13 protein-coding genes are annotated in these 12,747 nt (G+C 70.5%); 2 read left to right on the forward strand and 11 right to left on the reverse strand.

The genetic code is table 11. The features are described 5' to 3' along the window. Positions 1–201: 201 nt before the first annotated feature. From ACFY3D_RS08305 to ACFY3D_RS08315, 3 genes are all read right to left on the reverse strand, one after another. Positions 202–525 (reverse strand): hypothetical protein, encoded by a 324-nt coding sequence (locus ACFY3D_RS08305; protein WP_389976397.1) that lies wholly within the window; start codon positions 523–525, stop codon positions 202–204. A gap of 287 nt (positions 526–812) precedes the next feature. Further along, complete coding sequence (locus ACFY3D_RS08310; RefSeq protein WP_350943126.1) at positions 813–1,439, reverse strand: SGNH/GDSL hydrolase family protein; 627 nt, start codon at positions 1,437–1,439, stop codon at positions 813–815. 171 nt (positions 1,440–1,610) lie between these two features. Further along, entirely contained in the window at positions 1,611–2,654 is a 1,044-nt protein-coding gene (locus tag ACFY3D_RS08315; protein ID WP_389976400.1) for a neutral zinc metallopeptidase, read from the reverse strand. A gap of 134 nt (positions 2,655–2,788) precedes the next feature. On the opposite strand from ACFY3D_RS08315, the gene ACFY3D_RS08320 reads away from it, so the two are divergent. Then, a complete protein-coding gene (locus ACFY3D_RS08320) occupies positions 2,789–4,561 on the forward strand; it encodes a DUF2207 domain-containing protein (RefSeq protein WP_389976402.1) in 1,773 nt (590 codons plus the stop codon). Positions 4,562–4,588: 27 nt separating this feature from the next. Here ACFY3D_RS08320 and ACFY3D_RS08325 read toward each other — a convergent pair whose 3' ends face one another. After that, positions 4,589–5,530, reverse strand: coding sequence for an asparaginase (locus tag ACFY3D_RS08325; protein ID WP_389976405.1), 942 nt, complete (start codon positions 5,528–5,530; stop codon positions 4,589–4,591). Positions 5,531–5,587: 57 nt separating this feature from the next. Between ACFY3D_RS08325 and dtd the strand changes: the two genes are divergently transcribed. Beyond that, positions 5,588–6,013: a D-aminoacyl-tRNA deacylase gene (gene dtd / locus ACFY3D_RS08330; RefSeq protein ID WP_350943120.1), complete on the forward strand. Its 426-nt coding sequence runs from the start codon at positions 5,588–5,590 to the stop codon at positions 6,011–6,013. Between the two features lie 57 nt (positions 6,014–6,070). Here dtd and ACFY3D_RS08335 read toward each other — a convergent pair whose 3' ends face one another. The 7 genes from ACFY3D_RS08335 to ACFY3D_RS08365 all read right to left on the reverse strand — a co-directional run bounded on the left by ACFY3D_RS08335 (position 6,071) and on the right by ACFY3D_RS08365 (position 12,615). Then, entirely contained in the window at positions 6,071–7,054 is a 984-nt protein-coding gene (locus ACFY3D_RS08335) for a YgfZ/GcvT domain-containing protein (RefSeq protein WP_389976408.1), read from the reverse strand. 169 nt (positions 7,055–7,223) lie between these two features. After that, complete coding sequence (locus tag ACFY3D_RS08340) at positions 7,224–7,637, reverse strand: Fur family transcriptional regulator (RefSeq protein ID WP_350943118.1); 414 nt, start codon at positions 7,635–7,637, stop codon at positions 7,224–7,226. A gap of 85 nt (positions 7,638–7,722) precedes the next feature. Next, positions 7,723–8,457: a cupin domain-containing protein gene (locus tag ACFY3D_RS08345; protein WP_362906788.1), complete on the reverse strand. Its 735-nt coding sequence runs from the start codon at positions 8,455–8,457 to the stop codon at positions 7,723–7,725. A gap of 161 nt (positions 8,458–8,618) precedes the next feature. After that, the gene (locus ACFY3D_RS08350; protein ID WP_350943114.1) at positions 8,619–9,689 is read right to left on the reverse strand and encodes a hypothetical protein; all 1,071 of its coding nucleotides are present in this window, start codon (positions 9,687–9,689) and stop codon (positions 8,619–8,621) included. 116 nt (positions 9,690–9,805) lie between these two features. Continuing rightward, positions 9,806–10,600, reverse strand: coding sequence for an ABC transporter ATP-binding protein (locus tag ACFY3D_RS08355; protein WP_389976411.1), 795 nt, complete (start codon positions 10,598–10,600; stop codon positions 9,806–9,808). A gap of 7 nt (positions 10,601–10,607) precedes the next feature. Further along, positions 10,608–11,615: an ABC transporter substrate-binding protein gene (locus ACFY3D_RS08360; protein ID WP_389976414.1), complete on the reverse strand. Its 1,008-nt coding sequence runs from the start codon at positions 11,613–11,615 to the stop codon at positions 10,608–10,610. A gap of 52 nt (positions 11,616–11,667) precedes the next feature. Continuing rightward, positions 11,668–12,615 carry an ABC transporter permease gene (locus ACFY3D_RS08365; protein ID WP_389976417.1) on the reverse strand — a complete coding sequence of 316 codons (948 nt, stop codon included), beginning with the start codon at positions 12,613–12,615 and terminating at the stop codon, positions 11,668–11,670. Positions 12,616–12,747: the final 132 nt, after the last annotated feature.

The following is a 12,747-nucleotide window of genomic DNA, read 5'->3' on the forward strand; positions in this document are numbered from 1 at the left end:
CCGGTCTCCACCCCCCCCCCCCCGCGGCCCCCGGGGCCCCCCCCCCCCCGCGCCGCCCCCCCCCCCCCCGCCCGGGGGGGGGCCCCCCCCCCCCGGGGGCCCCCCCCCGCGGCCCCGTGGCCGGTTCACACCGGCCACGGGGTTTCCCGTGCCGCGCCCGAGACGAGGTCGCGGGCGCGGGTCCGGCGATCAGGAGTCCGATCAGTCGTCGTCGAACACGAAGCGGCCGTTGGTGTTCCTGTTCGACAGGAAGTTGTTGTTGTTGTTGTGGTTGTTGATCCGTAGCTTGAAGCGCTGGTGGCCGCCGCGGTGGCCCCAACCTCCCCAGCCTCCGCAACCGCCGCCGCCGCAGCCGCAGCGGCGGCCACAGCCACCGCCGCCCCAGGTCGGGAAGGCCGCCGCGGTGATCGCGGCGGTCGACGCGGAGGCGCTCGCGGCGGTGGTCGCCGCCCCTGCGCCGACGACCCCTCCGGTCAGCGCCACGCTGAAGGCGATCCCGGTGATGACACTCTTGAACTTGGGCATTGCTTTTCCCCTCGAAAGGTTCAATTACCCCGATTACCGACATTTCTTGATCAGTCGGAAATCACTAGAGATGGAGACATGTAAGCCATCCCGCTTGTCATACTTTCCTGCCATGTCTGCCCATAAACAGTAATTCAATCCTTTTACGCATCGATTGTCCGTTTATGGCGGTCATTAAACTCTGGCGGATTGTTTTATGGCGAAATGTCCTTTATGTTCCACGAGGGGTTCAACGCCCCTCCGCTGCCGGGCCTCCCGGCTCACGGTCGGCCGGGCCCCCTCCTCTCTCAGGAAGGGCGCGCGTCGATGCCGTAGGCGTGCAGCGCGGAGACCATCCAGCGCGAGAGGCGTACGTGGCCGACGAGGGTGGGGTGGACGCCGTCGGGCAGCACCGCCCCGCGCCCCCAGCCCCGGCCGTGCGGGCCGAGGGCCTCGAACGGGTCGAGGAAGGACACCTCCTGCCGGTCGGCGGCGAGCGCGACGGCCTCCCGCACGCCGTAGGCCCACCGGGGTGCCTTCGTCATCCAGATCGGACCGACCAGCACGATCCTGGTGTGCGGCCACCTCCGCCTGGCCAGCTCCACCAGCCGGACGGCCGCGTTCTCGATCCTCGCGGCCTCGACCCGGCGGTCGTTGCGCCCGCCGGAGATGATGAGCATGTCGGGCTCGGGACGCCAGGAGAGCTCCTTGACGAAGGAGTCCTGGAAGGTCCGGCCCACCCTGCCGGGGTTGACGAAGCCCGTCCCCGCGGCGCCCGCGGTGATCAGTTGCCAGCCCAGCTCCCGCGCGACCCGGGCCGCGTAGCCGTCCCATCCTCGTACCGGACCCGACCCGACCGTGAAGCTGTCACCGACGATCATGACGAGCGGGGCCCGGGACGGCCAGGCGGGCGGGGATTTCGTACCGGCGGTCATCGGCGTGGCCAGACCGCTTCCGGCGCTACATCCCGAAATAAGGGAAGAAATCGCTACAAGGAATGCGGCCGCGAACGCCCACGGTCGGCTACGTACGGGCGCGCGCATACCACCTCAGGAAACGTCAGGCTCCCGACATGATTGCAGATGTCCACCGGTGGCGGGGAGGGGTCAGCTGACATCGGAAGGGCCGACGGACCAGGTGTTGCAGTAGGCGATCCTGGCGTACTTCCAGCCGTGGTCGAGCCAGGCGGCGTAGCGCTCGCCGCTGCCGTGGTCGCGCCGGGCACCGCCGTTCTGGTCGTCACCGCGCCCGTACTCGGTGCGCAGGACCTCCTGCCAGCGTGCGTTGGTGACTCCCAGCGGGACCCGTACGGTGCGGGCGAAGGCTCCGGCGAGGCACTGCGCCTGGAGTTCGCTGCGGCGGGAGTGGGAGTCCTGGGCGGCACGGGACCTGTCGGAGACCTCCCACCACCAGGCTCCGCCGATGCCCGCCATGCTCTGCACGTGGTGCGCGTACTCGTGGGCGAGCACGGTCATGTAGGGCACGTGGTTGGCGGCGGGGTCGAGGTCGCCGCTCTGCTCGATCACATGGCTCAGGCCGATGTACATGCCCCGGTTGGACGGGCAGTAGTAGGCGGAGGCGTTGGCGTCGGGGTACGTCCCGCAGGGCCCTCGCCCCTGACGGGACCAGTAGACCCTGCGGGCCGGGAGGAAGAGCGCGCCGGCCTGGGAGAACTTCGCCGACCACGCCCGGTCCAGGCAGTCGGTGACGGCGTTGAGATAGGAGAGCATCTCGCGGGGCCGGGTCGAGGGCCGCGGGGCACGGCACGAGGTGGGACGCATCAGGCCCGTGCCGTACAGCGGGTTGCGCTTGAGCCGGGCCGCGGTGTCCGAGCGCCGCATCTGGCGGAGGTCGACGGCGGTGCTCCTTCCGGCGGCGTTCCGTTTCGCGGCGACCGGCGTGATCTCGGCGTCGCCCAGCGAGCCGAGGTTCAGCTTCTCCGGCGGGGTGAAGTCCGGCGTGGTGACCTCGCTGTCACCCGTCTGCTGGGGGGCGGCGCTCCTCGTCGCCACCGGGGCGGTCCCCGGCCCGGCGGGAAGCTCGACATCCTTCTCACCGGCCAGGCTCGCGATCACCACGACCGCGGTGAACGCCGTGGCGAGCACCCCGAGCACGCCGAAGGCCAGCGGGTTCGCCCCCCGTGAGCGCATGCGACCGCCCCTCCAAAGAGTTGATCTACGGGCGGCAATCTAGCGGATATAACCACATATAGGTTTATAAGCGGGAAAAAATGGATACGGGGTGGACCGTCACAGGTCGGTGGATCTCGCTAAGCTCCCGGCACATGGCGGCATCTTTCTCGCACCGAGCAGCCGGAACCCTGGCCGCGACGGCGATCCTCGCGCTCACGCTCGGCACGTCCCTCGCCCTCGCGTCCCCCGCCCTGGCGAGCGGCCCGACCGGAGCGGAGTCCTCCCGGACCGTGCGGACCGAGGCGGAGCCCCACTCCTCTCGGACCGAACGGAGCATCCGTGCCGCACGCTCCGCGCAGGCCGTCCGCTCCGCGCAGGACGGCAAGGTGACCAGCACGACCGTCCAGCTGGAGCTCCGGCAGGACGGCGTGCTCCACGTCAGGGAGGAGGTCGTCTTCGAGGGTGACGCGCCGTCGCGCGACCTCGTCGCCCGGACCCGCTACGACGATCGCAGCGACCGCCTCTACCAGGTCACCGGTCTCAAGGGCGACGCCACGCTGACCGGCGAGACCATCACCCTGAAAGGATCGGGAAGCGCCACCCTGGAGTACGACGTCCTGGGCGCCGTCACACCGCTCGCCGACGCCCAGGAACTGCGCTGGTACGCGGTGGGCGCCTGGTCCGTTCCCGTGGAGCAGGCCAGGGTCAGCGTGAGCGGGCCGGCCACGACGCAGAACCTGTCGTGCTTCGCCGGCCCCCTCACCTCGGCGATCGCCTGCACCGAGGCGTCCATGGACCACACGGGCGTCGCCGCCGAGTTCGGGCAGCAGGACCTCGGCGCCGGTGAGGTGCTCACCGTGGTCGTCGGTTACCCCGCCGGCGCCACCAAGGGGGCACCGGTCCTGGAGCGCCGCTTCGAGCTGTCCAACGCCTTCACCCTGAACGCCGTCACCGGCGGCGCGCTGGCCGGCCTGCTCCTGCTGATGCTCGGCGGCCTCGGCCTCCTCTACTGGACCAGGGGCCGCGACGCCCGCGTGGTCGGCCACGAGTCGGGCTCGCTCAGCGGCGTCGAGAACGGTCACTTCGCCCCGCCGGACGGTGTCCGCCCCGGCCAGATCGGCACCCTCATGGACGAGCAGGCCGACGTGATCGACGTGACCGCCACGATCGTCGACCTGGCCGTGCGGGGCTACCTCAGGATCGACGAACAACCCCGGCAGACGTACGAGACCCCCGACTGGAGGCTCGTGCGGATGCCCGCCGCCCAGGTCGCCTCGCTGCTGCCCTACGAGCGGGAGCTCTACGACGCCATCTTCGACGGCCGTGACGCGGTGCTGCTCTCGGAGCTCCAGGGATCGTTCGGCGCCAAGCTGGGCAGGGTCCGCGAGGCGCTCTACCGCGACGTGGTCACGCAGGGCTGGTTCGCCCGCCGCCCCGACACCGTCCGCACACGCTGGACGACCCTCGGGGTGGTCCTCACCGGGCTCGGCGTCCTCGCCACCGTCGGGCTGGCCTGGCTCACCACGTACGGGGTGCTCGGCCTGGCCCTGATCATCGCCGGTGCCGCCCTCGCGGTGGGCGGCCAGTACATGCCCGCCAAGACCGCGAAGGGCGCGGGCGCCCTCGCCCACACCCTCGGCTTCAGGGAGTATCTGTCCAGCGCCGACCTCGGCGGGGACGTCCCCGAGGCCCAGCGGGTGGAGCTGTTCTCCCGCTACCTGCCCTACGCCGTCATCTTCGACAACGTCGACCGCTGGGCCCGCGTGGTCTCCTCGGTCACCGGCAACGGACAGCAGGCCGACAACCTGTACTGGTATCACGGCCCGGCCGAGTGGGACCTGTCCAGGTTCGCCGACTCGATGCGGACCTTCACCATGACCACCTCGGGGGCGATCTCCACCACCCGCCAGTTCCGCTCCCTCTGAGAGCCGCCGTACGCGAGCCCCGGACGGCTACCGCACGCGGACCTCGCCCACCGGACGCCCTCCGCCGAGCACGACCCCGGTGGCGAGTTCGTCGAGTCCCGGGGCCTCGAAGCCGAGGGCGGTCAGGGCCGCGACGGTGACCGGGACGCGGGCGCGCTGGCCACCGTCCTCGATCTTGACGGTTCCCGAGCGCCCGTCGGCGAAGACGAAGGCGTCGAAGGCCTCCGCGCCGGCCTTGACCAGCAGCCCGGGGACCGCCCGCATCAGCCGGGCCTCGGGGCGGGTGGTCCCCGACGTCCACTCGGGGTGGGCGCGGAACGCGTCGGCGACGCGACGCTCCGGGGAGTCGGGATCGGCGAGGACGAGGGCGCGGAACGCCCGGGTCACACCCAGCATCGAGACGAAGAACAGCGGTGCGCCGCAGCCGTCCACCCCGCTCGCGGCGACGCGCTCGCCGGTCAGTTCCTCGATCGTGGCGCGCACGGCCCGCTGCAGCGGATGCGCCGGGTCGAGGTAGGTCTCCAGGGGCCAGCCGTTGGCCACGCAGGTGGCCAGCATCGCCGCGTGCTTGCCCGAGCAGTTCATGTAGACCCTGGCCCGGCCCCCTCCTGAACGCAGCACCTCCTCGCGGGAGGCGACGTCCTCAGGCAGGTCCGCGGGACAGCCGAGCGCGCTCTCCTCCAGCCCCGCCCCGGCCAGGATCCTCCGTACCCCGTCCACGTGGAACGGCTCCCCCACGTGACTCGCGCACGCCAGCGCGAGCAACTCCCCCTCCAGGGGGAGCCCGGCGCGGACCATCCCGAGCGCCTGCAGGGGCTTCATGGACGAACGCGGCGACACCAGGGCGTCCACCGCCCCGTGAACCCTCACCAGCGACCCGTCGGCGGCCACCGCGAGCATCCGCGCCCGATGGGTGGACTCCACGAACCCCGAGCGGACAACCTCGACGAACAATGACTCAGCAGACACCTTTGTCTCCTTTCGCCCGAAGTCTAGGGACGCCCGGGGACACGGGATGATGGGGGTATGCGTGCGGTCGTACAGCGGGTGAGTTCCGCGTCGGTGGTGGTGGACGGCGCGACGGTCGGGGCGATCGACGAACCGGGGCTGCTCGTCCTGGTCGGCGTGACCCATACCGACACGCGCGCCGAGGCGGCCAGGCTCGCCGCCAAGCTCTGGGGCCTGCGGATCCTCTCCGGCGAGAAGTCCTGCTCCGACATCGGCGCGCCACTGCTGGTGGTCAGCCAGTTCACCCTGTACGGCGACGCCCGCAAGGGCCGCCGTCCCACCTGGCAGGCCGCCGCCCCTGGACCGGTCGCCGAGCCGCTGGTGGAGGCGGTCTGCGCCGAACTGCGCGCGCTGGGCGCCCGCGTGGAGACCGGGGTGTTCGGTGCCGACATGAAGGTCGGGCTCACCAACGACGGCCCGATCACCCTGATTCTGGACATCTGACCCCGCCGCGCCCCGGTGACCACGACCGGGGCGCGGCGCCGACGGGCGCCCTCGGGGTCAGCGGATGCGGCGGCGCAGGCTCGGGTCGATCTGGACGTTGCGTCCGGCGTCCGGCGGCACGATGACCTCCTGGGACGCGGCCACCCCCGCGGCCTCCAGCGTGGCGTCCACCGGCACGGTCCGCTTGACCACGGCGAGCGCGACCGGCCCCAGCTCGTGATGGCGCGCCGAACTCCCCACGAAACCGACCTCCGCCCCGTCCAGGGTCACCGGCGCACCGTGCTTGGGCAGGGTGTCGACGCTGCCGTCCAGGTGCAGGAAGACCAGGCGGCGGGGCGGGTGGCCCAGGTTGTGGACGCGGGCCACGGTCTCCTGGCCCTTGTAACAGCCCTTGTTGAGGTGCAGGGCCGAGCCGATCCAGCCCACCTCGTGCGGGATCGTCTTGTGGTCGGTCTCGAAGCCCAGGCGGGGACGGTGCCCCTCGATCCGCAGCGCCTCGTACGCCCAGAGCCCGGCGAGGCCCAGCCCGAGCCGCCCGGCGAGCAGCTCGCGCGGGAGCAGGATGTCCTGCCCCACGGCGACGGCGCCCTCGGGCAGGTCGGGGCGCGCCTCCCCCGCCACGGAGACCACGGCGTAGCGATCCGTCACGTCGGCGACCTCGACCCTGAGCATGAACCGCATCTTGTCGAGGAACGCGGCCACCTCCGCGCCGGTGCCCGGCTCGACGTGCGCCCACACCGCCTCGCCGTCGTCGACGAGGACGAGGTGGTGCTCCACCCTGCCCTGGGCGTCCAGCAGCAGCGTCTCGGTGGGCCGTCCCGGTTTCAGGTCGTCGAGTTTCTGCGAGCTGAGGCTGTTGAGCCAGCTCAGACGATCGGGTCCGGAGATCCGGACGACCTCGCGGTTGCTCCGGTCGACCATCGCCTCCCCGGCGAGCAGCGCGCGCTGCTCGGCGAACGGGTCGCCGTAGTGTCCGGCGACGTCGGCGTCGGGGCTCTCGGCCGCGACCGCGCCGGGAGTGTCCAGCAGAGGGCTTCGCATGAACACAGCCTACGAGGCTCCGCCAAAGAGCACGGCGGCGACTCTTCCCACAGACGGGTCCCGGCCTGCGCGACACACCCCGGCGGCTCGGCTCAGTGGCTCGGCGGCCGAAGCGCGACGAGCCCCGGCCCCGGGGTCCCGCCGGTCCGGCGACGATCTCCCCGGCGGCTCAGCGGCACTTGCGGCAGCGGCCGAAGACCGTCAGATGGTGCACATCGGTGAGGAACCCGAGCTTCTGGTCGAGGTTGGCGACGAAGTCCTCCACCAGGTCGGGGCTCACTTCACTGATCTCCCCGCAACCGCGGCAGACCAGATGAACATGATCGGCCTCGGACGTCAGGTGGTAGGTGGGGGCGCCGTGCCCGAGATGGGAGTGGGTGACCATGCCGAGCTCCTCAAGGAGCTCAAGAGTGCGGTAGACGGTGGATATGTTCACCCCGCGAGCGGTCTCCCGCACCCGGTTGCAGATCTCCTCCGGGGTGGCGTGCTCGCAGGCCTTGACCGCCTCAAGCACCAGTTGGCGCTGCGGAGTGACCCGGTAACCGCGCGCCCGGAGTTCCTCATGCCACGACGTCTCGGTCATATACAGAGTCTATGAGCACCGAGGCTCCCCTCGTCCTCCCACGGCCCGACCGCCTGTACCGGTGGATTCGCCGGTATGGAGGCGGTCAACTCACCGGATAGGTGTCGAGCAGGCCGCACATGCCCAGTCGGCCACGGTCGCGTGGCTCTGCCATCTGGTGGACCTGCGCCTCGGCCAGGTGTGGCGCTTCGCCGCGAGCGAGCGCGTCGAGCTGATGTCCGGTCTCGTCGGCCGCCCGCAACGCGCCGTCGCGCCATTTCCGCCGCCAGTCGTCCACGTGCGGCCGGACGAGGCGGATCGCCGCGGCATGGAACTCGCGCAACGGGGTGAGATCGTCGGCCAACGCGGCGGCCCGCAGCCGCTCGAACCCGCGTACGGCGAGGTCACGCCGAGCATAGGCGGCGGTCACGTCCGCGCCTGGCGCGCCGCCGCCGGGCAGCGCCACGGCGGCGGCGTACGTCGCGGGGTCGGCGAGCAGGTCCGGCGGAAGGGTCAGCACGGCGTCGCCTGCCTCGGGAAGACCGCTGTTCTGCATGAGGACGACGATCTCCAGGCCGCCGTTGTTGACCAGCCGGTGAATCGTGCCCGGAGCGAACCAGACAACGGCCCCCGGACGCAACCGGGTCTCCCGGTATCCGGAAAGCGTGAGCGTCTGCACGAGCCCCGATCCGGATATCACCACGTACGCCTCGGCGCAGGCCAGGTGCAGGTGAGGGGTACCGCCGATCTCGCCGTCCGGAGCGATCGAATCGTAAACGCAGAGCCGGGAGACTCCGACCCCGCCCGGCAGCGGTGTGACTCGCTCCGTCGACATACTCATCGGCATCACCTTTCTCGGAAAGAAATGTCTCAGGAAAGGGCTTTCCAGACTATGGCTCGACGCTATTACCACGCACCGGCACCGTCAACACCGGCCGCCCACTCCCCCGGGCCGCACCGGGTCGCTCATCGAGCCGGTCAAGGTCGCTGCCCGGCCATCGGTCACCGACGGCCACGCCAGAGGTGCGACACGGTGGCCAGCGACGCCAGCGCCAGGCCGGCCACCCCCGCGACCGGGGACCCCGCCACGGTCAACGCGGTCGCGACCAGGCCGGCCGGCAGCCAGGTCCAGGTCGCGACCGGCCGGGGCGACCGGCCGCGCCGACGCCGCCACGCCTCCGTCGCCATCGGGATGATCAGTGGCGGCAGGATCGCCCCGAGCACCGACAACCAGGGCAGCAGCAGGAGGTCGAAGCGGACCGTGGCCAACAGCGCACCGGGTACGGTCACCATCAGCATGGCGGCCGAGTTCGACATCGTCGGACGGACCGCGCGCAGCGCCAGGGCGCCCGAGTAGGTGGTGGTCAGCGCGGGCGCGAAGACCCCGGCCGTGACGAACAGATTGGCGTACGACGAAAGACCGTCGGCGTCCGCCAGCGCCGAGACCACGTCGGTGGAGCCGGTGTGCAACCAGACCCCGGCGCCCGCCGCGATGACCACGACCGCCGGGGCGACCAGCAACAGGACGCACCGGACGAGGTCCCGGCGGGTGGAGAGGCCACGGCTGAAGTCGGGTGCGCGCAGCGCGAAGACCGACACGTAGCCGCCGATGACGGCGATGTCGGCAGCCACGCCCAGGCCGCCCAGCCCACCTGGACCGCCCATCGACAGGGTCACCGGCGGCGTCGCCGGCCGCAGCAGCGCCACGCATACGGTGACCAGGGCGAGTGCCGCCAGCGTGGTGAGCACGGCGATCCGGTTGCCGGCCGCGGGCGAGGCGTAGGACACGGCCAGGACGGCTGCCGCGAGCAGTAGCGCGCCCATCGGTCCGGGGATGCCGAACACCGCGGCCAGGGAGGCGCCGCCCAGCCCGACGTTGAAACCATTCCACCCGATCATCGCGGCGCCGAGCACCCAGCCGAGCAGGAGCCGCCCGGCCGCCGGCAGATACCGGGGCGCGACCTCGGTCAGCGTCCCGCCTTCACCGTACGGCGGCCGTACCCCCAGGGCCCCCTGGCCGAAGAGCAACAGCGCCATCAGCGCGGCGCCCCCGGCCAGGCCGAGCACCGGCACGGCGCCGCCGTGCCGGTGCGCGATCCCGGCGCCCAGGATCAGCGCGGCGGGCGCCGCACCGAGTCCGAGCCACGCCCCGGCGGCGTCGGTCCACCGCCTCGGCGCGTGGCTGTCGATCAGTGGTTGGCTCCCGAGCCGAGGAGTTCGCGGATCTGCGTGGCCAACCGGTCGAACCGTTCGTCGGACATCACCTGCGCGTAGTCCCGGTCGAGGGGCAGGTCGACGGAGAGAGTGCGCACGATGCGGCCCGGACGCGGGCTCATCACCTCGACCCGGGTGCCGAGGAACACCGCCTCGGCGATGGAGTGGGTGACCAGGACGATGGTGGTCCCGGTCTCCTGCCAGATCCGGTTCAACTCGGTGTTGAGCTGCTCGCGGGTCAACGCGTCGAGCGCTCCGAACGGCTCGTCCATGAGGAGCACCGGCGGTTGGTGCAGCAGCGCCCGGCAGAGGGCCACCCGCTGCTGCATGCCGCCCGACAACTCGTGCGGGAGCGCGTTCTCGAAGCCGGTCAGGCCGGTGAGCTCGATCAGTTCGTCGGCCCGGCGGGCAGCCCACGCCCGGTCCAACCCACGCATCTCTGCCTGCAGCAGGATGTTCTTCCGCACACCTCGCCACTCAAGCAGGGCCGCCCGCTGGAAGACGAAGCCGATGTCCTTCTGCGGCTGGGTGACCGGCCGACCGAGGAGGGCGACCGTACCGCTGGTGGGCTTGACCAGACCGGCGATGATTTTGAGCACGGTGGACTTCCCGCACCCGGACGGTCCCACGATCGTGATGAACTCGCCCGCGTCAACCCGTAGGGTGACGTTGTCGACCGCCAGGGTCTGGGATCGTTTCGACTGGAACTGGACGGTCAGGTCGGTGATGTCGATCGCGGTGTCGGTCAGCGTCGCTGCGGCTGTGGTCATCTCCGCCTCACCCGTTGCTGCCGTAGGAGCCGTCCCAGTACTTCGACGGGGCGCCGGGGTCTCCCAGCTCGGCGTACTGGGTCATCAGATTGATGGTTTCGGTCCACTTCGCCTCGGCGTTGACCCCGGGCGTGCCGCCGGCGGCGACGTCGAGCAGCGGCACGGCCAGCGTCAGCTGCTTGACCAGCACGTCCTTCTCAGGCTCGTTCTCGGCCAGTTCGGCCATCGCGTCGACGGCGCCGGGGATGTCCTTGGCCGCCTCGCTCCAGGACCTCTGGGTGGCCCGGACGAACGCCTTCACCATGTCCGGGTCCTTGCTCAGCGTGTTCTCGTTGACCACCAGGCCGGTGCCCAACATGTTCATCCCCCAGTCGGCGTAGAGCAGGTAATCGACGTCCTTGCCGGTTTTGGCCTCGATGGTCGGCGCCTGATCGTGGAAGAAGCCCTGGATGGCGTCGACCTTGCCCTCGGCGAGAGCGGCGATCTTCCCGGCCGCGTCGAGGTTGACCACCTTGACGTCCTGCTCGGAGAGCCCATTGGCCTTGAGCCAGGCGGGGAAGGTGGCGTAGATGGCATCGCCCGGGGTGCCGCCCACGGTCTTTCCCTTGAGATCGGCGGGTGCCTTGATGCCGGTCTCGGCGAGGGATTCGATGGAAGCCGGACCCTTCTGGAGGAACACCCCCACGCTCTTGACCTTCATGCCCGAGGTGATGCCCTTGAGCAGTGGCGGAGTGTCCGCCCAGCCGAAGTCGGTCTGCTCCTGGGCCACCGCCTGGATGGTCTTCCCGGACCCTCCGCCGGGTTTGATCGTCAGCTTGATGCCCTCGGCATCGTAGAAGCCCTTCTTGACCCCGTAGTAGAACGGAGCGTGCTCGCCGTAGGGAACCCAGTTCAGGGTCAGGTTCACCGTTTTGGCGCCGTCGGCGGCGCCTGGCTGTTCGGCGTCGCTGCCGCCGCAGGCGGCCACCGTTCCCACCAGCAGGAGCACGGCGGCGGTATACCCAAGACTTCTCATTGGCGATGCCTCCCGAAGCATCCGGCGGGGGGGTGGGGGTGTGTGGAGCGATTCAGGACGTGGTCAGCGGTACGCCGGTACGACGGCTGGCGTGCCACGGGATGAGCAGGGCCTCCGCCACCTCGACGATGACGAAGAGGACGATGCCGATCAACGACATCAGGAACAGGTCGGCGAAGAGCAACGGGGCGTCCAGATTGCCGTTGGCCAGCAGCAGTACGTAGCCGAGGCCCTCGTCGGCACCGACGAACTCGCCGACGACGGCGCCGACCACCGCCAGGGTCACGGCGACCTTCAACCCGGCCATCAGATGCGGGAGCGCGTTCGGGAATTGGATCTTGCGGAACGTCTTCCACCGGCCGGCGCCCATGGTCGCGGACAGGTCGATCAGCTCCGGATCCGTCGATCGCAGACCGGCCACCCCGGAGATGACAACCGGGAAGAACGCGATGAGAACGGCCAGGACGATCTTCGGCGTGAGCCCGACGCCGAACCAGACCACGAGCAGCGGGGCGATCGCGATCTTCGGAATCACCTGGGCGAAGAGCACGATGGGGTAGATGGCCTTCTCCATCGTGGGTGAGTAGGCGATCAGGACAGCGGTACCCAGACCCAGCAGGCCGGCCAGGATGAAGCCGATGACCGTCTCATACAGCGTCACATACGTGTTCCGCATCAGAAACGCCCAGTCTTCGATCATGGTCTCCCAGACCTGGCCCGGGGTGGGCAGCAGGTAGTTCGGCATCAATCCGAGCTCGGCGACGAGCCACCAGACGGCGAAGACGGCGGCGAGCAGAAGCGCGGGTCGCCAGAGCGCCCCGGCGAAGCGCAGCAGGCGAATGCCAGGACGGTCGGCTCGCCCTGTCGGGGCGGGTGGGCGATTCGCCGGAGCGGTTACCTCGGTGGACGTCCCGGCCCGTGCCCCTGTCGGAGTCGTCGTCGACGCGGACCGGTTCTTCGCATCCAGGTCAATGCCGTGGTCAGCCGCTTGGTTCTGCACAGGCACTCCTTCTCCGGGTCGGATCACCGTGAGGGCGGAAGCTGGGCGCGACCGCCTCGCAGAGCCAGGAAAGGGCTTTCCTAGTCCGATTGCCACGACCGTAACCAGCCGGACACGTACCCGTCAACGGTT

It is taken from the genome of Streptosporangium sp. NPDC000509, assembly GCF_042898365.1.
Lineage (GTDB): Bacteria > Actinomycetota > Actinomycetes > Streptosporangiales > Streptosporangiaceae > Streptosporangium.